Below are 25,163 nucleotides of genomic sequence, written 5' to 3' on the forward strand. Positions count from 1 at the left end.
GTCTGGAAAAACGAAGGGCGGCCGAAAGGCCGCCCTTTTTGTTTGCGCCCGCTCCGGGCGATCTGCGCTCCCTCTCCCGCTTGCGGGAGAGGTTGGGGAGAGGGCTGCTTCGGCAACGAAGAACCCCCGAGAGGAGAGAGCCCTCTCCCGGTGCTGCGCACCGACCTCTCCCGCAAGCGGGAGAGGTTGCACCGAGCCCGAGGCGCGATCAGCTAGCTCAAGCCGCGATATCGTAGCGGTCGAGGTTCATCACCTTGGTCCAGGCCTTGGCGAAGTCCTTGACGAACTTCTCCTTGGAGTCCGAGGTCGCATAGACCTCGGCGAAGGCGCGGAGCTGCGAGTGCGCGCCGAAGATGAGATCGGCGCGGGTGCCGGTCCACTTCACCGCATTGGTCTTGCGGTCGCGAGCCTCATAGGTGCCGTCGGCAGCGGGCGTCCACTGCGCGCTCATGTCGAGCAGGTTGACGAAGAAGTCGTTGCTCAGCGTTCCCACCTTGGTGGTGAACACGCCGTGCTTCGAGCCGTTCGCGTTGGCGCCGAGCACACGCAGGCCGCCGACCAGCACGGTCATCTCGGGACCGGTGAGCTTGAGCAGCTGCGCGCGGTCGACGAGGGCTTCCTCCTGCTGCAGGAACTGCTGCCGCTTGCCGATGTAGTTGCGGAAACCATCGGCGCGCGGCTCCAGCGGCGCGAACGAAGCCGCATCTGTCTGCTCCTGCGAAGCATCCATGCGGCCCGGCGTGAAGCCGACCTTGACGTCGACGCCGGCATCCTTGGCGGCCTTCTCGACCGCGGCGGTGCCGCCGAGCACGATGAGATCCGCCAGCGAGACCTTCTTCGCGCCGGATGACGCGTTGAAGTCCTTCTGGATCGCTTCGAGCTTGCCGAGCACCTTGGCGAGCTGGGCCGGGTCGTTCACCTCCCAGTCCTTCTGCGGAGCAAGGCGGATGCGCGCGCCGTTGGCGCCGCCGCGCTTGTCCGAGCCGCGGAACGTCGAGGCCGACGCCCAGGCCGTCGAGACCAGCTCGGAGACCGACAGACCCGAAGCCAGGATCTTGCTCTTCAGCGAAGCGATGTCCTTCTCGCCGACCACCTCGTGGTTCAGGGCCGGAATCGGATCCTGCCAGATCAGCGTCTCCTTCGGCACCAGCGGGCCGAGATAGCGCTGGATCGGACCCATGTCGCGGTGGGTGAGCTTGAACCAGGCGCGGGCGAAGGCGTCCGCGAACTGATCGGGGTTCTCCAGGAAACGACGCGAGATCTTCTCATAGGCGGGATCGAAGCGCAGCGAGAGGTCCGTCGTCAGCATGGTCGGCCGATGCTTCTTCGACTTGTCGAAGGCGTCAGGAATGATCGCATCGGCGCCCTTCGCCACCCACTGGTTCGCACCGCCCGGGCTCTTGGTCAGCTCCCATTCGTACTTGAACAGGTTCTCGAAGAAGTTGTTGCTCCACTTCGTGGGGGTCTGCGTCCAGGTCACCTCGAGGCCGCTGGTGATGGAATCGCCCGCGAGGCCCGATGCGTGCTTGCTCTTCCAGCCGAGGCCCTGATCTTCCAGCGCGCCCGCTTCCGGCTCCGGGCCGACCAGCGACGGGTCGCCCGCGCCATGGGTCTTGCCGAAGGTGTGGCCGCCGGCGATGAGCGCGACGGTTTCCTCGTCGTTCATCGCCATGCGGAAGAAGGTCTCGCGGATGTCCTTGGCGGCGGCGACCGGGTCCGGCTTGCCGTTCGGGCCTTCCGGATTGACGTAGATGAGGCCCATCTGGACGGCGCCGAGCGGCTCGGCGAGCTGGCGTTCGCCGCTGTAGCGCTCATCGCCGAGCCAGGTACCTTCCGGACCCCAATAGAGCTCTTCCGGCTCCCAGACGTCGGCGCGGCCACCCGCAAAACCGAAGGTCTTGAAGCCCATCGATTCCAGCGCGACGTTGCCGGCGAGCACCATCAGATCGGCCCAGGAAATCTTGCGGCCATATTTCTGCTTGATCGGCCACAACAGACGGCGGGCCTTGTCGAGGTTGGCGTTGTCGGGCCAGCTGTTGAGCGGAGCGAAACGCTGCTGACCGGCGCCGGCGCCGCCGCGGCCGTCGGTGATGCGGTAGGTGCCCGCGCTGTGCCAGGCCATGCGGATCATCAGGCCGCCGTAGTGACCGAAGTCGGCCGGCCACCATTCCTGCGAGTCCGTCATCAGGGCCGTCAGGTCCTTGATGACCGCGTTCAGGTCGAGCGACTTGAACTCCTTGGCATAGTCGAATTCCTTGCCCATCGGATCGGACAGGTCGGAATTCTTGTGCAGCACCTCGATGTTGAGCTGCGTCGGCCACCAGTCGCGGTTTGTGCGCGTGGGTTTTCCGCCCGAAAACGGGCACTTCGAAGTGTCGTCCATGAATACCTCCTCTGGCGGCGTCGAACTCGCGCCCTTGACCAGGTAGAGCCACTCTAAGCGCCGCGTCCTATCAGGGGAAGTTGACTTTAGTGATCGCTGCGATAGGATTTTCTGATGATCAATCTGACGCTGCGCCAGCTCCGGTATTTCGATGCGCTGGCCCGTCACGGCCATTTCGGCCGCGCGGCCGAGTCCTGCTCGATCTCTCAGCCGGCCCTGTCGATGCAGATCAAGGAGCTGGAGGAGGCGCTGGGCGGCCTGCTGCTGGAGCGCAGCGCGCGGCAGGTCGCGCTGACCCGGTTCGGCGAGGAGCTGGCGCAACGGGTCCGCGACATCCTGCGCTCGGTCGACGAGCTCGGCGATTTTGCGCGCGCGTCGCAGGACCGCTTCGCCGGCCGCCTGCGCATCGGCATGATCCCGACCATCGCACCTTACCTGCTGCCCAAGATCACCAAGAATCTCACGCGCATGCATCCGGAGCTCGACATCCGCGTGCGCGAGACCATGACGCCGCGGCTGATCCAGGAACTGGTGGAGGGACGGCTCGACACCGCCATCGTGGCGCTGCCGGTGTCCGAGCCCTCGCTCACCGAGGTCGCGCTGTTCGAGGAGAAATTCTTGCTGGTGCGGCCGGGCGCCGATGAAGGCACACCGGTGCCGTCGCGCGAGATGATGCGCGAGATGCGACTTCTGCTGCTCGAGGAGGGGCACTGCTTCCGCGACCAGGCGCTGTCGTTCTGTAACATGCAATCGGCGCCGCCGCGCGAGATGCTGGATGCGAACTCGCTGTCGACGCTGGTGCAGATGGTCAGCGCCGGCATCGGCGTCACCCTGATTCCGGAAATGGCGGTGCCGGTGGAGACGCGCTCCGCCTCGGTCTCGCTGGCGCGCTTCCGCGACCCCGAGCCGTCGCGCACCATCGGCATGGTCTGGCGCAAGACCAGCCCGCTGGCGCGCCAGCTGCTGCAGATTTCCGAGGTGGTGTGCCTGTCGGCCGGCAAGGTGCGCGCGCGGCAATCCCTGCGCAGCCAGAAGGCTTGACCGGCGAATGTCGCATCCGGTCATCCGCCCCGCCGGTCCGGACGAGTACGACGAGATCGGCCGGGTCTGGATGGAGAGCTGGGTCTCGACAGGGCTCGCCGAAGCCAGCGACTTCCTGCTGGCGAACTTGCGTGCGCGCATCAGGCGCGAGATCGAGAACGGCTGGAGCCTGTTCGTCGCCGACGATTACGGCACGATCGCCGCGATGCTGGCGCTGCATCTGCCAAAGCTTTATCTGGACATGCTGTTCGTCGCGCCCGCCTATCAGGGCCAATCGCTGGGCCGGCAATTGCTCGCCTTCACGCGCACGCAAATGCCGGACGAGATGTATCTGCGCTGTTTGCGCGAGAACGAAAAGGCCTGGCGCTGGTACGAGCGCGAAGGCTTTGTGTTCGAGAAGGAAGAGATCGAGCCGTCGAACGGGTTCGTGATGAAGTATTACCGGTGGAAGCGGCAGCGACCGGCCGGATAGACGCCGTTTCCACGCTGCAGCTTGCGGTTGTCACGATACCCACTTAGTGTGACGGCCGATGACCTTCTGCTTCTGACATCCAGGAATCCATGGTTCGAATTGCTGTCGCGCTGATCGCGCTCCTGTCGCTTCTGCCTCCTGCCGCCGCGCAAGCTCCTCCCGCACCCACCGCGCCTCCTGCTCAGACTGCAACGCCGGCAAAGCCGGCGACCAAGAAGGCAGCAAAGCCGAAAGCACAGCCAGCCCAACCCGCGGAGCAGGCGGCCGCCGGTCCCTGCGGCATCGGCGTGATCGCGGCGACGCAGGATCCTTTCATCGTCGAAAAGATCGGCCTCACGGTGTTTGGCAACGAATATGCGGAAGTGCCGGTTTCCTGGGGCCTGGACGATCTCGTTTTCGCACGCGTGCGTGCGGCCGCTGGCGCCACGCCGCTCCGGCGAATCACCTACGCCAAAGGCGCGTTCGACGCCTACTATCACCCGAAGCCCAGCCTGTTTCGCAACGAGCGCGAAGAGCTGACGAACCTGGTCCGTCAGTTCGCGGGCAATGCTGGCTGCGAACGCTATGTCGTCGTCACGCGCGGCGAGGGTATGCTGCCGGGAACCAACCTGCCACTCAGAGGACTCGGCATCCTCAACCGCGGTATCGGCATCATCAGCCATTCGTTTCTTTACGTCTATCTCGGTGTCACCGTGTTCGACGGCCAGAGCTTCGAAATCAGGAAGGGGCCTGGTGTGACATTGGAAGCCGTCGTGAAGCGTATGGCCGACAGCTTTGGGCTAGACGAACATCTGCGCAAAGTGGACAATTCCTTGTTTCCAGTCGCGGCGGCCGATGCCGCCAGCAACACGACCCTGCGCGACAACATGCGCGATTTCCTGACGGAGCGGCTGGACAAGACCTTGCCGCCCTATTTCGCGCCGTGACGGTGCGACGATGAAATTGCTTGCTGCCGCATTGGTCTCATATGCACTGTTGTCGCCGACAGGTGGGCAAGTGCAGCCTGCGCCAAAGCGAAACCTGCCATCAGGAAACCTGCAACTGTCGCGCCGACCAAGCCTGTCGAAAGTGGCCCGTGCCAGATCGGTGTGATTCCGATCGCCGGAGACCTCTTCATGGTCGAAAAGTTCGGCCCCCTGAAGTTTCTCGACAAGTACACGCGCACCTCGGTCGCGGCGTGGGCGCTCGACGAGCTCGTCGTCTCCCGCGTTCGTGCCGCCGCGCCCGGCATTGCCGTCCGCAGGATTCCATATACGCCGAAGGAACTCAGGTCAGGCGGCCGTCGAGAACAGGATTCGCTCTTCGCAAGCTACCGCCAAGCCGCCGCGGTCGGGAGCTTCGTCCAATTTCTGGCACCACGGCTCCGCTGCGAACGCTACCTGGTCGTGCACCGCCACGGCGGAACTCAGCGGGAATACGGTATCGGCATCTCGCAATACCCGTATGGCGGACCCGTGCATCTCTTCGCCATGATGTTCATCCGGATCTATGACGGCCGGACCTTCGAGCTGATCAAGGAGGCGCCGGCCTTGATGACCGAGGACACCTATATCGAGCGTATGCGGCACAATTTTCTCGGCGGCCCCTCGATGCAGGTGGATATTGCCATGTTCCCCGAAAAGCCGACGGACGCAGTCAACAATGCGGTGCTGCGGGACGGGGTGCGAACGATGCTGATCAAGAGCCTCGACAAGACGCTTCCGACTCTGTTGCAACGTCCGACACCGCCTTCGCCGCGTTGACCAAGATATCGCTCGCCGAACGGCTCGTCCCTCTAGACGTAGTGCGTTGCGAATGCGCGGCAGACGCGCCATGAATGCGCGCTGTTCGCCTCCTGCCGATGAAAGGTCCGCGCCATGATCAAGCTCTATTGGTCGCCCCGCTCGCGCTCGTTCACGACGCTCTGGCTGATGGAGGAGAGCGGCCTGCCCTATGAGCGCGTGCTGACCGACATCTCGACCGGCGCGCAGAAGGCGCCGGACTTTCTGAAGGTCAATCCGATGGGCAAGGTGCCGGCGCTGACCGACGGTGAAGCCGCGCTCGGCGAAGCCGCCGCGATCTGCGCCTACATCGCGGACCGCTATCCCGAGACCAGGCTCGTGCCTGCTGTGACCGATCCACGCCGTGCGCGCTATCTGCAATGGCTGTTCTTCTCGCCGGGCTGCATCGAGCCCGCCATCATCCAGATCTTCACCAAGATCGAGATCCCGACCTCGACTGCGGCCTGGGGCAGCGCCGCGCAGGTGTTCGACGTGCTGGAAGCCGCGCTCGCCAAGGGTCCGTGGATTCTCGGCGAGGAATTTTCCGCCGCCGACATCGTGATCGGCTCGGGCCTGAATTTCGCTGTACGCCTGTTCAAGATGGTGCCGTCGCGCCCGGCGTTCGACGCCTATCTCGCGCGCTGCACGGCGCGGCCGGCGTTCCAGCGCGCGGAGAAGATCGCGGCGGGATAACACAATGCGAGGGGTGGCCGAGGAGCTGCAGTAGCCCGGATTTCGCTGCGCTCCATCCGGGCTACGAAGCTATTCCGACGCCTTCAAATCATCCGGCCGGGGCATCAGGATGGTGCTGTAGCCGGAATCCACATAATGGATCTCGCCGGTGACGCCGCCGGAGAGATCCGACAACAGATACAGCGCCGAGCCACCGAGTTCGTCGAGCGTGACGCCGCGGCGTAGCGGCGCGTGCTTCTGCATGAAGGCGAACATGGCGCGCGCCTCGCCGATGCCGGAGCCGGCCAGGGTGCGAATGGGGCCTGCGGAGATCGCGTTGACGCGGATGCCGCGCGGTCCGAAATCGGCGGCGAGATAGCGCACGGAGGCTTCCAGCGCCGCCTTGGCCACGCCCATGACGTTGTAATTCGGCATCGCGCGCTCCGAGGCGCCGAAGGTCAGCGTGACCATGCTGCCGCCTTCCGTCATCAGCTCGGCGGCGCGCTTTGCGACCTCCGTAAACGAGAAGCAGGAGATCACCATGGTGCGCGAAAAATTCTCGCGGCTGGTGTCGGCGTAGCGGCCCTTCAGCTCGTTCTTGTCGGCAAAGCCGATCGCGTGGATGACGAAGTCGAGCTTGCCCCACTTCTCGCGCAGCACCGCGAAGGCGGCATCGACGCTGGCGATATCCTCGACGTCGCAAGGCAGCACCAGATCGACGCCGAGCTGCTCCGCCAGCGGCTTGACGCGCTTGCCGAGCGCCTCGCCCTGGAAGGTGAAGGCAAGCTCGGCGCCATGGGCATGCAGCGTCCGCGCCATGCCCCAGGCGATGGAATGATCATTGGCGATGCCCATGATCAGACCGCGCTTGCCTTTCATCAAACCTTCCATTGCCGCCATCGCTCCTATTTTCGACGTCATCGCCCGCGCAGGCGGGCGATCCAGTATTCCAGAGACCGTCGTGATAAATAGAGAAGCCGCGGCGTACTGGATGCCCCGCCTTCGCGGGGCATGACAAGGTCAGAGATCACGCATCCAGCCGGCTGAACACCAGCGTGGCGTTGGTGCCGCCGAAGCCGAACGAGTTCGACAGCACGGTGCCGATCTTGGCGTTGTCGATGCGCTTGCGCACGATCGGCATGTCGGCGAACACGGGGTCGAGCTCCTGGATGTGCGCGCTCTCGCAGATGAAGCCGTTGTTCATCATCAGCAGCGAATAGATCGCTTCCTGCACGCCGGTGGCGCCCAGCGAGTGGCCGGTCAGCGCCTTGGTCGCCGAGATCGGCGGACACTTCTCGCCGACGCCGAACACTTTTCGGATTGCCTCGATCTCCGGCGGATCGCCAGCCGGCGTCGAGGTCGCGTGCGGGTTGATGTAGTCGACCTTGGTCTTCACGGTCGACATCGCCATGCGCATGCAGCGCTCGGCGCCTTCGCCCGACGGCGCCACCATGTCGTGGCCGTCCGAGGTCGCGCCATAGCCGACGACCTCGCCATAGATGCGCGCGCCGCGCGCCTTGGCATGCTCGAGCTCTTCCAGCACCAAGACGCCGGCGCCGCCGGCGATGACGAAGCCGTCGCGATTGAGATCGTAGGGACGCGAGGCCGTGGCCGGTGTGTCGTTGTACTTCGAGGACATCGCCCCCATGGCGTCGAACAGCACCGACAGCGACCAGTCCAGCTCCTCGCAGCCGCCGGCGAAGATGACGTCCTGCTTGCCGATCTGGATGGTCTCATAGGCATTGCCGACGCAATGGTTCGAGGTCGCGCAGGCCGAGGAGATCGAATAGTTCACGCCCTTGATCTTGAACCAGGTCGCGAGCGTCGCGGAGGCCGTGGAGGACATCGCCTTCGGCACCGCAAACGGGCCGACGCGCTTCGGTCCCCTGGACCGGGTGATGTCGGCGGCTTCGACGATGGTGCGCGCCGAGGGGCCGCCGGAGCCCATGATGATGCCGGTGCGGATGTTGGAGACTTCGTCGGGCGACAGGCCGGAATCCTGGATCGCCTGCTCCATGGCGATGTGATTCCACGCCGCGCCCTGGCCGAGGAAGCGCATCGCGCGGCGGTCGACCACCGTCGCAGGATCGAGCGTCGGCTCACCTTGCACCTGCGAACGGAAGCCGAGCTCGGCATATTTTTCAGCCCGCGAAATGCCCGACTTCGCCTCGTGAAGGCTCGCAAGCACTTCCTGGGTGTTGTTTCCGATGGACGAGACGATGCCCATCCCGGTGACCACAACCCGCCTCATGACAGCCTCGCCTCAATCGTTGTCTTCTTGGTAATGCGCTCAGCCCAGGCTCGTGCCTTGCTTGAACAGGCCGACCTTCAGATCCTTGGCGCGATAAATAATCTGGTCATCGACCGAAAGCCACCCGTCGGCGATGCCGAGCACGAGCTTTGAACGCATCACGCGTTTGATATCGACGTTGTACACAACCTTGCGCGCTTCTGGCAGCACCTGGCCGCTGAACTTGAGCTCGCTCAGGCCGAGGGCCCGGCCGCGGCCTTCACCTCCGCTCCAGCCGAGGTAGAAGCCGACCATTTGCCACAGCGCATCGAGGCCGAGGCAGCCGGGCATGACGGGATCGTTCTTGAAGTGGCAGCCGAAGAACCAGAGGTCGGGCTTCACGTCGAGCTCGGCGCGCACCAGGCCTCTGCCGAACTCGCCGCCATTGTCGTTGATATCAGTGATGCGGTCGAACATCAGCATCGGCGGCAGCGGCAGCTGGGCATTGCCTGGGCCGAACATCTCGCCGCGGGCACAGGCCAGCAGATCTTCGTAGTCGTAACCGTTGCGCCTGTTCAGCATTCACGAGCCTCTGTTCAAATCCCGATTGAGCGGCGTTTCTGGCGAAAATGGGCCCCGTCTCGATCGGAGAGCGACGCCAATTGCCACCGCCGGCCGCGACCTGCGCAAGCTTCGGATGGACTGCCGACCGGGCCTCCATGCCCGGCCGCGCCAAAATCGGCTAAGCGGAACCGCGCGCTCTCTAACACAGGCGATTTCGGGTGGCAAAGCGCAGACATGAAGGTAAAATGACGCGCTCCCCGGGCGGTTCCTCGCCTGATTAGAACCTCTCTAGTTGCGAGAAACTTGCATCTGCATCTTTCTGTTCTTATATTCCAGAGAGATATTGTTCACGCGTGCCCGAAATCCTGGAAATGAACGAGAATACCGCGCCCCAACATGACGACGACCATGCCGCGGCCCTCCTGTCCGGCCGCCAGCCGGCCCTGACCGGATGTCCCTGGCACGACGTCAACGAAATGCTGCAGTCCGCAGGGTTGCGGCCGACGCGCCAGCGCATGGCGCTGGGCTGGCTCCTGTTCGGCAAGGGCGCACGCCACCTCACGGCTGAAATGCTCTACGAGGAAGCCACCCTCGCCAAGGTCCCGGTGTCGCTGGCAACCGTCTACAACACGCTGAACCAGCTCACCGATGCCGGCCTGCTCCGCCAGGTCAGCGTCGACGGCACCAAGACCTATTTCGACACCAACGTCACCACCCACCACCACTATTACCTCGAGAACAGCCACGAGCTGGTCGACATCGAGGATCCGCATCTGGCGCTGTCGAAGATGCCCGAGGTGCCCGAGGGCTACGAGATCTCCCGCATCGACATGGTCGTGCGCCTGCGCAAGAAGCGCTGAGATCAGCTCGTCTTAAACTGCTGAGATCGTCGTCATGGCCGGGCATAGCCGTCCGAAGGACGGCGTCGCTTGCGCTCGCCCATGTCCCGGCCATCCACGTTTTTGGACGGGGCGTGAAGGACGTGGATGCCCGGGACAAGCTCGGGCAAGACGTTGGAGCAGCCGCTTCGCTCTATCGCATCAATTCACCTGCTCGTCCGAATAGACGCCCCAGAGGCGCTCCTGCTGGATCCAGCCGTCGAAGCCATTGCCGATGACGCGGCACCAGCCTGCGGCGCATTTCTTGACCTGGGTAACGACGCCGGCCTGGAGCTTTGCCGCAACCGCGCTATCGGGATCGGGCCGGTCATAGATCGGGGCGAGGTCGTCCTTGTGCTTCATGGTGACGACCGCGGTGCGGCGACCCGACAGCAGCGAGTGATAGACCCAGCCCTCGGCGCCTTCGGAATCGCGCACCCGGCGCCAGTTCTCGAACTCGGCGGTAATTTCGACCGGCAAGCCGGCACGGGTGTAGACCCAGGCGACGTCATTGTCCTTGGTCGGGCCGGCGCGAACGTTGACGTGATCCGATTTGAGGCTGACATAGCGCGGCACCGGCAAGCCGCTGGCGGTCTGCGGGCTATTGTCCTTCGCCGCATGCAAGGGGCCGACCGAGACGCTCAACCAGGTGCAAACGAGCGCCATCACCGAACAAACACGCCCCAACGCCATCAACCGTCTCCTTCGAAGACCCGGCAAACCGGGCCCTCACCCCAAATTCCAAAACCCTGCCGCGCCTGCCCCTTCTCCCCGCCCCACGCGGGTTCCAAGCCTTGAGCCGTGGTTCTTGTCTTGGCCCGGCCTTCTGCTAGAGAGAACGGGCATTTGAGCAACCAATTGGCCCCGATTTTCCGGCCGGAAATGTCGGGTGAGCTTGGAGGAAACGCCGGGGACGGACACGGCAAGGGCAGTGTCGAACAACCGGGTTAATGAGGCCTCAACGACCGGCCTTTGGCGACAGAGGCCGGTTGCTGTGCCTCATGAGAGCAGGACATGTCGGTGAAGAAAAAGCCCCTCGTCGTTGTGACGCGCAAGCTGCCGGATTCGATCGAGACGCGGATGCGCGAGCTGTTCGATGCGCGGATCAATCTCGACGACACGCCGATGTCGCGAGAGCAGATCGCGGAAGCCGCCCGCACCGCCGACGTGCTGGTTCCGACCGTCACCGATCACATCAGCGCCGACGTGGTGAACCAGCCCGACTGCAAGCTCCGCCTGATCGCAAATTTCGGCAATGGCGTCGACAATATCGACGTCGCGGCCGCCCATGCCCGCGGCATCACCGTCACCAACACGCCAAAAGTCCTGACCGAGGACACCGCCGACATGACCATGGCGCTGATCCTGGCGGTGCCGAGGCGGATGATCGAAGGCGCCTCGATCCTGACCGACGGCAAGCCCTGGGCCGGCTGGTCGCCGACCTGGATGCTCGGCCACCGCATCGGGGGCAAACGCCTCGGCATCATCGGCATGGGCCGCATCGGCCAGGCCGTGGCGCGCCGCGCCCGCGCTTTCGGCCTGCAGATCCATTATCACAACCGCCGTCCCGTCGCCCCCGTGATCGCCGAGGAACTCGGCGCGACCTATTGGGAAAGCCTCGACCAGATGCTGGCGCGGATGGACATCATCTCGGTAAACTGCCCGCACACGCCGGCGACCTACCACCTGCTCTCGGCGCGGCGGCTGAAGCTGATCCGCAAGGACGCCTACATCGTCAACACCGCGCGCGGCGAGGTCACCGACGAGGACACGCTGATCAAGCTGATCGAAGGCGGCGAGATCGGCGGCGCCGGCCTCGACGTCTACGAGCACGAGCCCGCGGTGAATCCGAAGCTGGTGCGGCTCGCCAAGGCCGGCAAGGTGACGCTGCTGCCGCATATGGGCTCGGCCACGATCGAGGGCCGCGTCGAGATGGGCGAGAAGGTGATCATCAACATCCGCACCTTCCTCGATGCCCACAAGCCGCCGGATCGCGTGCTGCCGAGCATGCTGTAAGGCGCTGCTCGCCAAAGGCTCGCAGATTTGGCTCGTAGATTTGTGTCGCAGATTTGAGCGGAGCGGCCGCAGCGTACGACGACCGCTCCGAACCAGTCACTGCTTCGCCAAGGCGGCCAGGATCGGACCGGCTTCGGCGTCTTCAACGCATGGAGTAACCGTGATCTCCATCACGTTGGCCCATTGGGCATACCATTGATACATGGCCTTCGGGTCGTTGCTCTCCGAAATCGCAAAGCCCGTCCCGTTCATTCCGTGCCAGCGGCCGAGCATCTTCACGCCTTCCGGTGGCGCTCCTCCCGTCTTCAGAAACTTTTCGATCGCGGAGTCGATCAAATTCGGCGGCAATTTCCAGCTCGAGATGTACTTCATAGCAATCTCCAATCTGAAATTTCCATGCGCCTTGCGGCGAGGCGAATTCAATCACGAACAGAGACGCTTGCAAGTGTCTATTTTCGTACCACGCGCCTACGCGCGATGGACGCTCAGATCCTCGAACACAGGCCCATCGCCGTTGAGCGGATTGGCGGGATCGCGCGCATAGCGCAGCGTCTCGAAGCGCATCGCGCGCGCATCGATCATCAGGAGGCGCCCGACGAGGCCGTCGCCGAAACCGACGATCTCGCGGATCGCCTCCAACGCCATCATCGAGCCGAGCACGCCCGCCAGTGCGCCCATGACTCCGGCCTCGGCGCAGGCCGGCACGGTGCCGGGCGGCGGCGCTTCGGGAAACAGACAGCGATAGGTCGGATTGAACTCGCCCTGCTCGTTCGTCTCATGCGCACGGATGGTGGTGAGCGAGCCATCGAAGGTGCCGAGCGCCGCGGTGATCAGCGGCCGCTTGGCGAAGAAGCAGGCGTCGGAAACGAGATAGCGCGTCGAGAAATTGTCGGAGCCGTCGAGCACGAGATCGTAATCGCCGATCAGGGCGAGCGCATTGTCGGCGTTGAGCCAGGTGGCATGACCGACGAAGCGGACATGCGGATTGAGCGCCGCGATCCGCTCGGCCGCACTCTCGACCTTGTGCCGGCCGATATCGGGCGTCGTGTGGATCACCTGGCGCTGCAGGTTGGACAGCGACACCACGTCGTCGTCGACGACGCCGAGCGTGCCGACGCCGGCGGCCGCCAGATACATCAGCGCGGGCGCGCCGAGCCCGCCGGCGCCGATCACCAGCACCGAGGCCCGCTTCAGCGCCGCCTGGCCGGGACCGCCGACGTCGCGCAGCACGATGTGGCGGGCATAGCGTTCGAGTTCGTCCGGGCTCAGCATCGTCGTACACCTTTCCTACCAAGCCATCGCTTTCACGCCTCATGGTGAGGAGCGCGGAACGCGCGTCTCGAACCATGCAGGCCCGGATCTCACCGGGGGCCATCCTTCGAGACGCGGCCTTGAGGCCGCTCCTCAGGATGAGGACCTGTGTACACGGCTCGACCTTAGGCCTGAACCACCGCTACGTTGTTCGCGACCAACGAGATGTGCTTCAATGGCATGCTTTTCAATGGCATGCTTTTGAAGGTCTTGGCGTTCAATGGGCTGGCTGGATTTGTCATGAGATCGATGCTTGCTGCAACCTTGATGTTTGCGGCCGCCACAGGCGCGAACGCCCAGATGACGACATCGCAAGTCGCCGGCACCAAGCCGAAAACGGTCCAGACCGTCCCGATCCAGCCTCCCGCAACGCAGACGCCGTCGGCGACAGCGGATGCCATGGCAAAAGCGGAGCGCCTGGCGCTCCAGTCCGATCTCGCCTGGGTGGGCCAGTATAACGGCGCCATCACCGGCGACGTCAGCGAGCGCATGGTCAACGCCATCAAGGAATACCAGAAAGCCAAGGGTGGCAAGCCGACCGGCGTGCTCAATCCGCAGGAGCGCGCCGCGCTCGCCGAGACGGCGCGAAAGAAGCAGGAGAGCGTCGGCTGGAAGATCGTGACGGAGCCGACCAGCGGCGCCCGGCTCGGCATTCCCGGCAAGCTGGTGCCGCAGCAGACGAGCGACGCCAACGGCTCGAAATGGACCTCGCCGACAGGGACGGTGCAGGTGGTTCTCAGCCGCCGCAAGGAATCGAACCCGACCTCGGCAAAGCTCGCCGAGCTCGAAAAGGAGCCGTCCGGGCGCAAGGTCGACTACACCGTGGTGAAGCCCGACTTCTTCGTGCTGTCGGGATTGCAGGGCCTGAAGAAGTTCTACGTCCGCGGCACCTTCAAGGGCGACGAGGTCCGCACCATGACGATCCTCTACGACCAGGCAACCGAGAACATTGTCGAGCCGGTCGTGATCGCGATGTCGAGCGCGTTCAACGCGTTTCCGCCGGGACCGCTGGCCGGGCCGCCGCCACGCAAGACCGTGGAATACGGCACCGGCATCGTCGTCAGCGAGGACGGTGCGATCGTCACCGACCGCCTCGTCACCGATGGCTGCGTTGCGATCACGATCGCCGGCCATGGCAACGCCGACCGTCTCGCCGAGGACAAGGAGCACGATCTCGCGCTGCTGCACATCTACGGCGCGCGCGGGTTGAGGCCGCTCAGCCTCGCCGGCGGGGCCGCGAAGACGAATGTCGATGTCGTCGGCATCGCCGATCCGCAAAGCCAGGGCGGTGCGGCCGCCGTGTCGAGCCTCAATGCCGCGCTGGCGCCGGTGACCAGCAGCAATTCCGCGCTCTCGCCGCCGCCGGCGGTCGGCTTCTCCGGCAGCCCGGCCATCGACGCCGACGGCAAGTTCGCCGGCATCGCGCTGCTGAAGCCGGCAATGGTCGCAGGTCCCGCGCCATCGGGGCCGGCGTCACAGGCGGTGATGGTCTCCGCAGAGGCGGTGCGCGGATTCCTGAAGGCGAGCGGTGTCGCGGCGAACGGCACGGCGACGGACGCCAAGGCCTCCGTCGTGCGCGTGATCTGCGTGCGGAAGTAGGCCGCTGCCGATTCCAATCTCGTGTCCCGGACGTGGTGCGGCATGAAATGCCGCTCCGCTGAGCCGGGACCCATACGTCCTCAAATTCCGTGCAAGTGGCTCTCTGGGCCCCGGCTCTGCAGCGCATCGCTTTCGCGCTGCGCTTTGTCCGGGGCACGACGGCCAACCCTCTTACGTACGACTACGGAGCCGGTAATGGTACGGATTCGCTGGCATTCGCTATTCCGCCAGCATCGTTACCGTTGATTCGGACCTCCGCGGTCCCCTTTGGATCGGGCCGGCACGTCCTGAGCGAGAAGCGCTCAGCATCCAGAAGCGATGCACGTTCGCGTGGCGTATCCCTGACCCAGCACTCCAAAGGATTGATCTTCAATGCATTTCGCTGCGCTCGCAATGACGGCCTCCTGTAGCCTGGATGAAGCGAAGCGCAATCCAGGAAAGTCACTCCGCGGAAAGGCCGGCCCCGGATTGCGCTTCGCTCCATCCGGGCTACGGCGCTACGTCACTTCTGACATTTCGGGCACCAGAAGGTCGAGCGGCCGTTCTGCACGAACCGCTTGATCATGCCGCCGCAGCGCGGCGTCGTGCATTTTTCGCCTTCGCGGTCGTAGACCTTGAACGAGTGCTGGAAATAGCCGAGCTCGCCGGTGGTCTGGCGGTGGTCGCGCAAGCTGGAGCCGCCGGCCTTGATCGCATCGTTCAGCACGGTGTGGATCGCACCGACCAGTCTCTTGGCGTGATCCGTCGGCTCGCCCCCGGCAACGCCCTTGCGTTGTCCGGCCTTCGTCGACAGTGTCGCCGCAATGCGCCGCGGCGACAGATGCGAGCGGTGCAGCGCCTCACAGACATAGATGTTGCCGAGCCCGGCCACCACGCGCTGGTCAAGCAGCGCGGCCTTCAGGCTGGTGGTCTTGCCCTGGCAGGAGCGCGCCAGCATCGCCGCGTCGAATTCGTTGCCGAGCGGTTCGGGGCCGAGCCCGCGCAGCAGCGGTTCGTCTTCGAGCGCGTTGCGCGCGATCACTTTCATGTAACCGAAACGGCGCGGATCGTTGAAGACGATGTCGGCGCCTGAGGACATCCGAAACAGCACGTGGTCGTGCGCGGAGTCCTTGGCCTTTGGATAGTGAAACTCGCCGGGCTGAGCCTCGTCGTCGGGCTTGATGACGCGGAACGAGCCCGACATGCCCAGATGCATCAAGAGCACGTCGCCGGAGGCGAGATCGGCCATGAGATATTTTGCACGGCGCCCCAGGCCCGTGACGACCTGCCCCTTGAGCCGGGCCACGAAGTCGGGCTGGAACGGAAAGCGCAAATCCGGCCGGCGGGCCTCTGCATTGAGGATTTTCGCACCCTCCATCACGGGCTGAAGGCCGCGGCGGACGGTCTCGACTTCAGGCAATTCAGGCATGGTCAGGCATTCACCTTATGAGGGCGGTGTGATAGCGCCATTGCGGCGGGCAGGCTATGGTCCGCCGAGTGGAGTAGAGTAATGGATCGGCCGGGCGAAACCACGCATTTTGGCTTCAGGGACGTTCCCCTCGGGGACAAGCAGACGCTGGTGAACGATGTGTTTCACAGCGTGGCGTCGCGCTATGATCTGATGAATGACCTGATGTCCGGTGGCCTGCACCGGGTCTGGAAGGACATCATGATCACCGCGCTGGATCCGCCCAGGGGCGACCGGCCGTTCGCGCTGCTCGACGTCGCCGGCGGCACCGGCGACATTTCGTTCCGCGCCGCCAAGGCGGCCGGTCCCGGCTTCCACGCCACGGTGTGCGACATCAATCCGGACATGCTCGCCGTGGGGCGCGAGCGCGCCGCCAAGCGTCATCTGGACACCCAGGTCGATTTTGTCGAAGGCAACGCCGAGGCGCTCGGTTTCGCCGACCGCAGCTTCGATGCCTACACGATCGCTTTCGGCATCCGCAACGTGCCGCGGATCGACCTCGCGCTGCGCGAGGCCTATCGCGTGCTGAGGCCCGGCAGCCGCTTCCTGTGCCTGGAATTCTCCACCGTCGAGATGCCCGGCCTCGACAAGCTCTATGATCTGTTCTCGTTCAAGGTGATCCCGCCGCTCGGGCGCATGGTCACGGGCGACGCCGAGTCGTACCAATATCTCGTCGAGTCGATCCGCAAGTTTCCGAAGCCCGCCGCCTTCGCCGACATGATCCGCGAGGCCGGCTTTGCCCGCGTCAGCTGGCAGACACTCTCCGGCGGCATCGTCGCTCTGCATTCGGGCTGGCGTTTGTGATCTCTGCTGTCACCCACCTTGCGCGCCTGATCCGCGCCGCGTTCGTGTTTGCGCGCGAAGGCGTGTTCGGCGCAGTCGATCCGAGCCTGGTGCCGCCGCCGGGGCAACTCGCGCTGAAGCTGGCGCGCATCGTCGAGCGCCGCGGCGCCAAGCACGGTCCGCGGATCTCGCGCGCGCTGACGCGGATGGGCCCGGCCTATCTCAAGCTCGGCCAATTCCTGGCAACGCGCCCCGACGTGGTCGGCGTCATCATGGCGCGCGATCTCGAAAGCCTGCAGGACCGCCTGCCGCCGTTTCCGCAGGAGGAAGCCGAGATCACGATCGCGACCTCGCTGGAACGGCCGCTGAAGGACGTCTTCGTCAGCTTCGGCCCGCCGGTCGCGGCGGCCTCGATCGCGCAGGTTCATCGCGGCGAGGTGCTCCGCGACGGCGTCCGCAGGCCGGTCGCGATCAAGGTGCTGAGGCCCAACGTCGCGGCGCGCTTCCGTCGCGATCTCTCCGATTTCTTCTTCGTCGCGCACAAGGCCGAGGCCTATTCGGCCGAGGCGCGGCGCCTGCGCCTGATCGAGGTGATCAACACCATGTCGCGCTCGGTCGCGATGGAGATGGACCTGCGGCTCGAAGCCGCCGCGCTGTCGGAGATGGCGGAGAACACGCGCGACGATCCAGATTTCCGCGTGCCCGCCGTCGACTGGGACCGCACCACGCACAACGTGCTGACGCTGGAGTGGATCGACGGCATCGCGCTCAACGATCACAAGCGCCTCGCAGAGGCACAGGTCGATTTGCCCGATCTCGGCCGCAAAGTGATCCAGAGCTTTCTGCGCCATGCGCTGCGCGACGGCTTCTTCCACGCCGACATGCATCCGGGAAATTTGTTCCTCGATGATACCGGCCGTCTCGTTGCGGTCGATTTCGGCATCATGGGCCGGCTCGGCATGAAGGAGCGGCGCTTCCTTGCCGAGATCCTGCTCGGCTTCATCACCCGCGACTACCGCCGCGTTGCCGAGGTGCATTTCGAGGCGGGCTATGTGCCCGCGCATCATTCGGTGGAGAATTTCGCGCAAGCGATCCGCGCCATCGGCGAGCCCATTCACAACCGCACCGCCGAGGAGATCTCGATGGCGCGGCTCCTGACGCTGCTACTCGAAGTCACCGGCCTGTTCGACATGAGGACGCGGCCCGAGCTGATCCTGCTGCAGAAGACCATGGTGGTGGTCGAGGGGGTGGCACGCGGCTTCGATCCCAAGCTCGACATCTGGAGGATCGCCGATCCCGTGGTGCGCGAGTGGATCAAGCGCAATCTCGGACCCATCGGCCGCATCGAGGGAGCGCTCGCAGGGACCGGGGACATCGCGCGGGTCATGATGCGCCTGCCGGAGATCGCCGAGCGGTCGGTGAAGGTGCTCGAGCAGCTCGAGACCATGACGCGGGAGGGCATCAGGCTGTCGCCGGAGAGCATCGCGGCGATGGGACGCAGCGAGGGCCGCAAGAACCGCTGGCGCACCGTGGCGCTCTGGATCATCGCCGCGACCTTCATCGGGATTCTGATCGCTGTCCGGAATCTATGATTGCATTGCAATCACGCAAGTGATAGCATCGCTATCATTCCGTGCCGGAGGGCGTCATGGCAAGCCTGACCATCCGCAAGCTCGACGACGCCGTCAAAACCTATCTGCGGCTGCGCTCGGCCAAGAACCACCGGTCGGTCGAGGAGGAGGTCCGGGTCATCCTGCGGGAGCTGATCGAGGGCCGCGAGGAGCCGCTGACGCCGTTTGCGGTGCCGCCGGCCGTGTCCGCCCCGACGCCTCAGCGCACTGGCGCCCTTCCCGAGGCCAGCGTCACCCTGATCATCGGCGGCGGGATCGCAGCCTATAAGTCGCTCGACCTGATCCGCAGGCTGAAGGAGCGCCGCATCGAGGTGCGCTGCGTGCTGACCAAGGCGGCTCAGCAATTCGTGACGCCGCTGGCCGCGAGCGCACTCTCGCATGAGCGCGTCTACACGGACTTGTTCGACCCGCAGAGCGAGTTCGACGCCGGCCATATTCGCCTCGCGCGCGACTGCGACCTGATCGTGGTGGCGCCGGCGACGGCCGACCTGATGGCGAAGATGGCGAACGGTCATGCCGACGATCTCGCCAGCGCCATCCTGCTTGCGACCAACCGCAAGGTGCTGCTGGCGCCGGCGATGAATCCGCTGATGTGGAGCAACGCGGCGACGCGCCGCAACGTCGCCCAGCTCCAGCGCGACGGCGTGGTGCTGATCGGCCCGAACGCGGGCGAGATGGCCGAAGCCGGCGAAGCCGGAACGGGCCGCATGTCGGAAGCCATCGAGATCGCCAATGCCGCCGAACGGCTGCTGCGGCCGCCGATGCCGAAGCCGCTCGCCGGCAAGCGCGTGCTGATCACCGCCGGTCCCACCCACGAGGCGATCGACCCGGTGCGCTACATCGCCAACCGCTCCTCCGGCAAGCAGGGCTTTGCCATCGCCGCCGCTGCGCAGGCCGCGGGTGCGGAGGTTACTCTGGTGAGCGGCCCGGTCGACCTCGACGATCCCCCGGGCGTGACAGTGAAGCATGTCGAATCGGCGCGGCAGATGCTGGAGCAGGTCAGAGCCGCGCTCCCTGCCGACGTCGCGATCTTCGCCGCCGCGGTCGCCGACTGGCGCGTCGCCAATGAGGGCGAGCAGAAGCTGAAGAAGACCGCAGGCAGCATGCCGCCGCTTCAGCTCGTCGAGAACCCCGACATCCTCGCCACGATCTCCAAGCTTACCGACAAGCGCCCGAGGCTGGTGATCGGCTTTGCCGCCGAGACCGAGCACCTCATCGACAACGCCAAAGCGAAATTCGCGCGCAAGGGCTGCGACTGGATCGTCGCCAACGACGTCTCGCCCGCCACCGGGGTGATGGGCGGCGACCGCAACACGGTCCACCTGCTCAGCCGCAAAAACGGTGCACAGGACGGCGAGATTGCAGTTGATTCCTGGCCGGCGATGACCAAGGAACAGGTCGCCATCGAACTGGTCGCGCATATTGCGAAAAGCGTGACCGGCAAATCCCTGGAGTCCGCATCTTGAGCACGAAGGTTACCGTCGAGCTGCAACGTCTCGCCCACGCTGAAGGCCTGCCGCTGCCGGTCTATCAGACCAGCGAGGCCGCCGGCCTCGATCTGATGGCCGCGGTGCCGAACGACGAGCCCATGACGCTCGCGCCTGGCCAATATGCGCTGGTGCCGACGGGGCTCGCGATCGCCTTGCCGCCCGGGTACGAGGCGCAGGTGCGGCCGCGTTCGGGGCTGGCGGCCAAGCACGGCGTCACCGTGCTGAATTCGCCGGGCACGATCGATGCGGACTACCGCGGCGAGATCAAGGTGATCCTGATCAATCACGGCACCGCCCCTTTCGTGATCAAGCGCGGCGAGCGCATCGCGCAGATGGTGATCGCCCCCGTGGTGCAGGCCGCGCTGGTTCCCGTCGCCACCTTGTCAGCGACCGATCGCGGCGCCGGCGGTTTTGGTTCGACCGGACGCTAGCTTTCTTGCCTCTCCCGCTTGCGGGAGAGGCCGTCGCGCTCGCAGAGCGCGGCGGGTGAGGGTTTTCTCCTCTGGGGGATTGGCCCATCGCGGAGACACCTTCTCCCCAACCCTCCCCCGCAAGCGGGGGAAGGAGCGCACCGGCATCGTGGCAGGCAATCCGCCTGACACGCTAAATCACGGTAATCCCAGGCGAAATCATCCGCAGAATCACGTGCGTTGGAACAACACGCGGGGCATTTTTGTGGGGCCGCCTTTGCGTTCACGATCTGGACTCTTACCGGCGGAGTCGCGGTGAGGGTATTGTCTTTTGATTCGCGCGCGACGGGGGTCGCCGCGCGTCAATTCGTGCGGTCTTGGGGCAACTATGTCAGGCGTGATCGTGTCGATGCGTCGGACGCTGCTGTCGTGCACATCGCTGGCGCGCAACGGCTTGGTGGGAGGCGCTCTCGCAGCGCTGCTGCCGGCTGCGCCGGCCGAGGCCGCCGACCTCATCGACACCCTTTCCCTCGTGATGGATTTCAACCGGCAGGAACTTGCGGTGCTCGCCACCGCGCTGGCGCTGCTCGGCTTTTCGGTCCTGGCCGCGATCCTGTTGATGCGCACTCGGGTGCGCACTGCGAAGAACGAGGCGCGGCTGCGCGCGCGGATCGGGGAACTGCAACTTCAGGCCGACCGCTTCGGCGCGCTGCTGTTCGCCGAGCCGCAGATCCTGATCTCGTGGCCCGCCGGCGACAACCGCGCGCAGATTTCCGGCGACATCGCGATGGTGCTGCCGCGCGATTCCTCGCCGCAGCGCGTGCTGGCGTTCGGAACCTGGCTGCCGCCGGAACCGGCGCTGCAGATGGACCATGCCGTCGATGCGCTGCGCGAGCGCGGCGACGGGTTCCAGCTGACACTGACCACCGCGCACGGCCATATGCTGGAAGCGATCGGGCGCGCCATCGGCGGCCAGGCCATCGTCCGCATTCGCGAGCTCTCGGGCCTCCGCCGCGAACTCGCCGAGACCCATCTGCGCTACAAGGCGCTCTCCGACGAGACTGAGATGCTTCGTGGCTTTGCCGCGGCCGCACCGTGGCCGATCTGGGCAAAGGGGGAGAACGGCGCCCTGACCTACGCCAACCCGGCCTATGTGCGCGCCACCGAGGCGACCAGCGCCATCGATGCCCAGGAGCGCAAGCTGGAGCTGCTCGACAGTGCCGACCGCACCGCGATGGAGCGGGGGCTGAAGGACGCGGCCGGCTTCACCTCGCGGCTGCCGATCGTGATCGGCGGCGAGCGGCGCATCTACGACGTGCGCGCCGTCAATGTCGGCAGCGGCAGCGTCGGCGTCGCCATCGATGCCAGCGAGGCGGATGCGCTGAGCTCGGCGCTGGTGCGCATGGCGGAGGCGCACCGCCGCACGCTCGACCAGCTCTCCTCCGGCGTGGCCGTGTTCGACGGCCAGCGGCGCCTTGCCTTCTACAACGATTCCTATCGCCGGCTGTGGGATCTCGATCGCAACTTCCTCGACGCCCATCCGGACGATTCCAGCGTGCTCGACCAGCTCCGCGCCGCGCGCAAATTACCGGAGCAGCCGGATTTCCGTGCCTGGAAGGCCAAGCTGCACGAGGCCTATCGCGCGGTCGAGACCGCGAAGGAGACCTGGTATCTGCCTGACGGCCGCGCGCTCTCGGTCGTCACCACGCCGAACCCCGAGGGCGGCGTGACCTATCTGTTCGACGACGTCACCGAGAGCCTCGACCTCGCCCGCCGCTTCGACGGTCTGATCCGCGTCCAGCGCGAGACGCTGGATAGCCTGGCCGAGGGCGTCGCGGTGTTCGGCAGCAACGGCAAGGCGCAGCTGTTCAACCCGGCCTTCGTCCGGATGTGGAAGCTGTCGAGCGATGCCATGCGCGACGAGCCGCATATCCAGACCGTCGAAGGCTGGTGCCATCAGCTGTTCGACGATCCGCAAGTCTGGCGCCAGATCCGCGAGGCCATCACCTCGATCGAGAACCGCGCCGACGTGCCGCTGAAGCTGGAGCGCAAGGACGGCAGCGTGCTCGACGGCATGATCCGGCCGCTGCCCGACGGCGCCACCATGCTGACGTTCCAGGACATCACCGACACCGAGAATGTCGAGCGCGCACTGCGCGAGCGCAACGAGGCGCTGGAGGCGGCCGACCAGATGAAGGTGGATTTCGTCCACCACGTCTCCTACGAGCTGCGCTCGCCGCTCACCACCATCATCGGCTTCGCGCATTTCCTCAGCGATCCCTCGACCGGACCGCTGACGCCGAAGCAGGCCGAATATCTCGATTACGTCACCAAGTCGACCAACGCGCTGCTCGCGCTGACCAACAACATCCTGGATCTCGCCACCATCGACGCCGGCGCGATGAAGCTGGAACTCGGGCAGGTCGACGTCAGCAAGGCCATCGAGCTTGCCGCCGAGGGCATCCAGGACCGGCTCGCCACCGACCGCATCCGCCTCAAGGTCGAGATCGCGCCCGATGTCGGCAGCTTCGTCGGCGACGAGAAGCGCGTGGTGCAGGTGCTCTATAACCTCCTCGCCAACGCCGTCGGGTTTTCTCCACAGGATTCCACCGTCGGCATCAGCGCGCGGCGCACCGAACGCAGCGTGGTCTTCACCGTGACAGATTCGGGCCCTGGAATACCCGCCGACATGAAGGACAAGGTGTTCAACTGGTTCGAAAGCCGCTCGCAGGGCTCGCGTCATCGCGGCGCCGGGCTCGGCCTGTCGCTGGTGCGCTCCTTCGTCGAGCTGCATGGCGGCAAGGTTCGGGTGGATTCGATCGTCGGCAGGGGCACGGTCGTGATCTGCGATTTCCCGACCGACCAGGCGGCGCATCGCGACGCCGCCGAATGACGGAAACAACCACATTCTCCGTCGCGCTTCACAACGAGACGGCCACGGCACAGCTGATGGCCGACCTCGCGCTGCTGGTCGGTCCCGGTGACGTCATCACCCTGACCGGCGATCTCGGTGCCGGCAAGACCGCGGCGGCGCGCAGCCTGATCCGCTATCTCGCCGGCGATGACGTGCTGGAAGTGCCGAGTCCCACTTTCACGCTGGTACAGGGCTACGAGCTGCCGCCCTTCCCGGTGCTGCATGCCGATCTCTACCGTGTCGAGGACGAGAGCGAGCTCGAGGAGATCGGGCTGTCGCCGCTGCCCGATGCCACGCTGGTGCTAATCGAATGGCCGGAGCGCGCCCCATCGGCGATGCCACAGGACCGCATCGACATCGCGCTGACGCACCGGCCGGCGCTGGGCTCGAACGCGCGTGCCGCCGACATCACCGGCCATGGCAAGGGCGCCGCGCAAGTCGCGCGGCTGAAGGCGCTGCGCGAATTCCTCGAGGCATCCGGCTACATCGATGCGACGCGCAAGCGCATGGCCGGCGACGCCTCGACACGCTCCTATGCGCGGCTGCTGCGCGATGAGGAAATCGTCATCCTCATGAACTTTCCGCAGCGGCCCGATGGCGCCGCGCTCTACGACGGAAAATCCTACAGCGCTGCGGTGCATCTGGCCGAGAACGTAAAGCCCTTCGTCGCGATCGATGAAGGTCTGCGCGCCCAGGGAATCTCGGCGCCGGCCATCCACCATTCCGATCTCGACCATGGCTTCCTGATCACCGAGGATTTCGGCAGCGAGGGCGTGATCGAAGGCGATCCGCCGCGACCGATTCTCGAGCGCTACGAAGCCGCGACCGACGTGCTGGCAATGCTGCACGGCAAGGCGCTCCCGGAGACGCTGCCGCTGGACGGGCAAACCTACGCGATCCCGGTCTTCGACGTCGAGGCGCTGGTGATCGAGATCGGGCTGATGCCGGAATGGTATCTGCCCGATCGCAACGCGCCGCTGAGCGACGAGACGCGCGGCGAATTTTTCGCGATGTGGCGCGAATTGCTGAAGAGGCCGCTGGCGGCGCCGAAGACGTGGATCATCCGCGACTATCACTCGCCCAATCTGATCTGGCTCGGCGAGCGCAGCGGCATCGAACGCGTCGGTGTGATCGATTTTCAGGACACCGTGCTGGGGCCGCAATCCTACGACGTGGTGTCGCTGCTCCAGGACGCCCGCATCGACGTGCCCGAGACCATCGAGTTGACGCTGCTGTCGCGCTACATCAAGGCGCGGCGGGCGCAGGATACGAGCTTCGACGCCGCCGGCTTCGCCGAGCTCTACGCGATCATGTCGGCGCAGCGGAACACGCGCCTGCTCGGCACCTTCGCCCGGCTCAACCGCCGCGACGGCAAGCCGCATTATCTGCGCCACCAGCCGCGGATCTGGACCTATCTCCAGCGCTCGCTGGCGCATCCCGCGCTCAGCCATCTGCGCGATTGGTATCTCGCCAACGTGCCGGCGCCCCAAAGCCCGCCGCAGGCCTGATTCGGGGCCGATTTACCGGCTGTTAGCCAAGACCTCGGTATTCTTGCGCCGAGG

At 65.3% G+C, this 25,163-nt stretch carries 23 protein-coding genes; 14 read left to right on the forward strand and 9 right to left on the reverse strand.

Annotated features, from left to right (window positions below; genetic code table 11):
* Positions 1 to 217: 217 nt before the first annotated feature.
* Positions 218 to 2,383, reverse strand: a complete 2,166-nt coding sequence (katG, locus tag N2604_RS01065) for a catalase/peroxidase HPI (RefSeq protein ID WP_260373432.1) — start codon at positions 2,381 to 2,383, stop codon at positions 218 to 220.
* A 114-nt stretch (positions 2,384 to 2,497) separates the two neighbouring features.
* On the opposite strand from katG, the gene N2604_RS01070 reads away from it, so the two are divergent.
* From N2604_RS01070 to N2604_RS01090, 5 genes are all read left to right on the forward strand, one after another.
* The gene (locus N2604_RS01070; protein ID WP_172788574.1) at positions 2,498 to 3,424 is read left to right on the forward strand and encodes a hydrogen peroxide-inducible genes activator; all 927 of its coding nucleotides are present in this window, start codon (positions 2,498 to 2,500) and stop codon (positions 3,422 to 3,424) included.
* A gap of 7 nt (positions 3,425 to 3,431) precedes the next feature.
* Positions 3,432 to 3,896 carry a GNAT family N-acetyltransferase gene (locus tag N2604_RS01075; RefSeq protein WP_260373433.1) on the forward strand — a complete coding sequence of 155 codons (465 nt, stop codon included), beginning with the start codon at positions 3,432 to 3,434 and terminating at the stop codon, positions 3,894 to 3,896.
* 89 nt (positions 3,897 to 3,985) lie between these two features.
* Complete coding sequence (locus tag N2604_RS01080; RefSeq protein WP_260373434.1) at positions 3,986 to 4,822, forward strand: hypothetical protein; 837 nt, start codon at positions 3,986 to 3,988, stop codon at positions 4,820 to 4,822.
* A 189-nt stretch (positions 4,823 to 5,011) separates the two neighbouring features.
* Positions 5,012 to 5,638: a hypothetical protein gene (locus tag N2604_RS01085; RefSeq protein ID WP_260373435.1), complete on the forward strand. Its 627-nt coding sequence runs from the start codon at positions 5,012 to 5,014 to the stop codon at positions 5,636 to 5,638.
* 114 nt (positions 5,639 to 5,752) lie between these two features.
* Positions 5,753 to 6,349 carry a glutathione S-transferase family protein gene (locus tag N2604_RS01090; RefSeq protein ID WP_260373436.1) on the forward strand — a complete coding sequence of 199 codons (597 nt, stop codon included), beginning with the start codon at positions 5,753 to 5,755 and terminating at the stop codon, positions 6,347 to 6,349.
* 69 nt (positions 6,350 to 6,418) lie between these two features.
* On the opposite strand, the gene fabI is transcribed toward N2604_RS01090, so the two are convergent.
* From fabI to fabA, 3 genes are all read right to left on the reverse strand, one after another.
* Positions 6,419 to 7,219 (reverse strand): enoyl-ACP reductase FabI, encoded by an 801-nt coding sequence (fabI, locus tag N2604_RS01095; RefSeq protein WP_260373437.1) that lies wholly within the window; start codon positions 7,217 to 7,219, stop codon positions 6,419 to 6,421.
* 136 nt (positions 7,220 to 7,355) lie between these two features.
* A complete protein-coding gene (fabB, locus tag N2604_RS01100) occupies positions 7,356 to 8,579 on the reverse strand; it encodes a beta-ketoacyl-ACP synthase I (protein WP_260373438.1) in 1,224 nt (407 codons plus the stop codon).
* Between the two features lie 39 nt (positions 8,580 to 8,618).
* Positions 8,619 to 9,140, reverse strand: coding sequence for a bifunctional 3-hydroxydecanoyl-ACP dehydratase/trans-2-decenoyl-ACP isomerase (fabA, locus tag N2604_RS01105; RefSeq protein ID WP_260373439.1), 522 nt, complete (start codon positions 9,138 to 9,140; stop codon positions 8,619 to 8,621).
* A 353-nt stretch (positions 9,141 to 9,493) separates the two neighbouring features.
* Between fabA and irrA the strand changes: the two genes are divergently transcribed.
* The gene (gene irrA, locus N2604_RS01110; RefSeq protein ID WP_260373440.1) at positions 9,494 to 9,982 is read left to right on the forward strand and encodes an iron response transcriptional regulator IrrA; all 489 of its coding nucleotides are present in this window, start codon (positions 9,494 to 9,496) and stop codon (positions 9,980 to 9,982) included.
* Between the two features lie 180 nt (positions 9,983 to 10,162).
* Here irrA and N2604_RS01115 read toward each other — a convergent pair whose 3' ends face one another.
* Complete coding sequence (locus N2604_RS01115) at positions 10,163 to 10,693, reverse strand: SH3 domain-containing protein (protein WP_260373441.1); 531 nt, start codon at positions 10,691 to 10,693, stop codon at positions 10,163 to 10,165.
* A 321-nt stretch (positions 10,694 to 11,014) separates the two neighbouring features.
* Here N2604_RS01115 and N2604_RS01120 point away from each other — a divergent pair, with 321 nt between their 5' ends.
* Positions 11,015 to 12,016, forward strand: coding sequence for a D-glycerate dehydrogenase (locus N2604_RS01120; protein ID WP_260373442.1), 1,002 nt, complete (start codon positions 11,015 to 11,017; stop codon positions 12,014 to 12,016).
* A gap of 96 nt (positions 12,017 to 12,112) precedes the next feature.
* On the opposite strand, the gene N2604_RS01125 is transcribed toward N2604_RS01120, so the two are convergent.
* From N2604_RS01125 to N2604_RS01135, 3 genes are all read right to left on the reverse strand, one after another.
* A complete protein-coding gene (locus tag N2604_RS01125) occupies positions 12,113 to 12,388 on the reverse strand; it encodes a DUF3303 domain-containing protein (RefSeq protein WP_027572360.1) in 276 nt (91 codons plus the stop codon).
* A gap of 96 nt (positions 12,389 to 12,484) precedes the next feature.
* The gene (locus tag N2604_RS01130) at positions 12,485 to 13,288 is read right to left on the reverse strand and encodes a molybdopterin-synthase adenylyltransferase MoeB (RefSeq protein ID WP_260373444.1); all 804 of its coding nucleotides are present in this window, start codon (positions 13,286 to 13,288) and stop codon (positions 12,485 to 12,487) included.
* 164 nt (positions 13,289 to 13,452) lie between these two features.
* On the reverse strand, positions 13,453 to 13,728 hold the full coding sequence (locus N2604_RS01135; protein WP_260376439.1) for a hypothetical protein: 276 nt from the start codon (positions 13,726 to 13,728) through the stop codon (positions 13,453 to 13,455).
* Here N2604_RS01135 and N2604_RS01140 point away from each other — a divergent pair.
* Entirely contained in the window at positions 13,628 to 14,926 is a 1,299-nt protein-coding gene (locus N2604_RS01140; protein WP_260376405.1) for a serine protease, read from the forward strand. The two genes, N2604_RS01135 and N2604_RS01140, sit on opposite strands and share 101 nt — an antisense overlap.
* A gap of 502 nt (positions 14,927 to 15,428) precedes the next feature.
* Here the strand turns inward: N2604_RS01140 and mutM are convergent.
* The gene (gene mutM, locus N2604_RS01145; RefSeq protein ID WP_260373445.1) at positions 15,429 to 16,334 is read right to left on the reverse strand and encodes a bifunctional DNA-formamidopyrimidine glycosylase/DNA-(apurinic or apyrimidinic site) lyase; all 906 of its coding nucleotides are present in this window, start codon (positions 16,332 to 16,334) and stop codon (positions 15,429 to 15,431) included.
* Positions 16,335 to 16,415: 81 nt separating this feature from the next.
* Here mutM and ubiE point away from each other — a divergent pair, with 81 nt between their 5' ends.
* The 6 genes from ubiE (at position 16,416) to tsaE (ending at position 25,109) form a co-directional block, all read left to right on the forward strand.
* Entirely contained in the window at positions 16,416 to 17,177 is a 762-nt protein-coding gene (ubiE, locus tag N2604_RS01150; protein WP_260373446.1) for a bifunctional demethylmenaquinone methyltransferase/2-methoxy-6-polyprenyl-1,4-benzoquinol methylase UbiE, read from the forward strand.
* The gene (gene ubiB, locus N2604_RS01155) at positions 17,174 to 18,748 is read left to right on the forward strand and encodes a 2-polyprenylphenol 6-hydroxylase (RefSeq protein ID WP_260373447.1); all 1,575 of its coding nucleotides are present in this window, start codon (positions 17,174 to 17,176) and stop codon (positions 18,746 to 18,748) included. The genes ubiE and ubiB overlap by 4 nt, the downstream gene beginning before the upstream one ends.
* Before the next feature lie 56 nt (positions 18,749 to 18,804).
* A complete protein-coding gene (coaBC, locus tag N2604_RS01160; RefSeq protein WP_260373448.1) occupies positions 18,805 to 20,253 on the forward strand; it encodes a bifunctional phosphopantothenoylcysteine decarboxylase/phosphopantothenate--cysteine ligase CoaBC in 1,449 nt (482 codons plus the stop codon).
* Positions 20,250 to 20,708, forward strand: a complete 459-nt coding sequence (gene dut, locus N2604_RS01165; RefSeq protein ID WP_260373449.1) for a dUTP diphosphatase — start codon at positions 20,250 to 20,252, stop codon at positions 20,706 to 20,708. Before coaBC ends, dut begins: the two co-directional genes overlap by 4 nt.
* A gap of 367 nt (positions 20,709 to 21,075) precedes the next feature.
* On the forward strand, positions 21,076 to 23,580 hold the full coding sequence (locus N2604_RS01170) for a PAS domain-containing sensor histidine kinase (RefSeq protein ID WP_260373450.1): 2,505 nt from the start codon (positions 21,076 to 21,078) through the stop codon (positions 23,578 to 23,580).
* Positions 23,577 to 25,109 carry a tRNA (adenosine(37)-N6)-threonylcarbamoyltransferase complex ATPase subunit type 1 TsaE gene (gene tsaE / locus N2604_RS01175; RefSeq protein WP_260373452.1) on the forward strand — a complete coding sequence of 511 codons (1,533 nt, stop codon included), beginning with the start codon at positions 23,577 to 23,579 and terminating at the stop codon, positions 25,107 to 25,109. Before N2604_RS01170 ends, tsaE begins: the two co-directional genes overlap by 4 nt.
* Positions 25,110 to 25,163 lie beyond the last annotated feature (54 nt).

Source organism: Bradyrhizobium sp. CB1015 (assembly GCF_025200925.1).
In the GTDB taxonomy this organism is placed as follows: domain Bacteria; phylum Pseudomonadota; class Alphaproteobacteria; order Rhizobiales; family Xanthobacteraceae; genus Bradyrhizobium.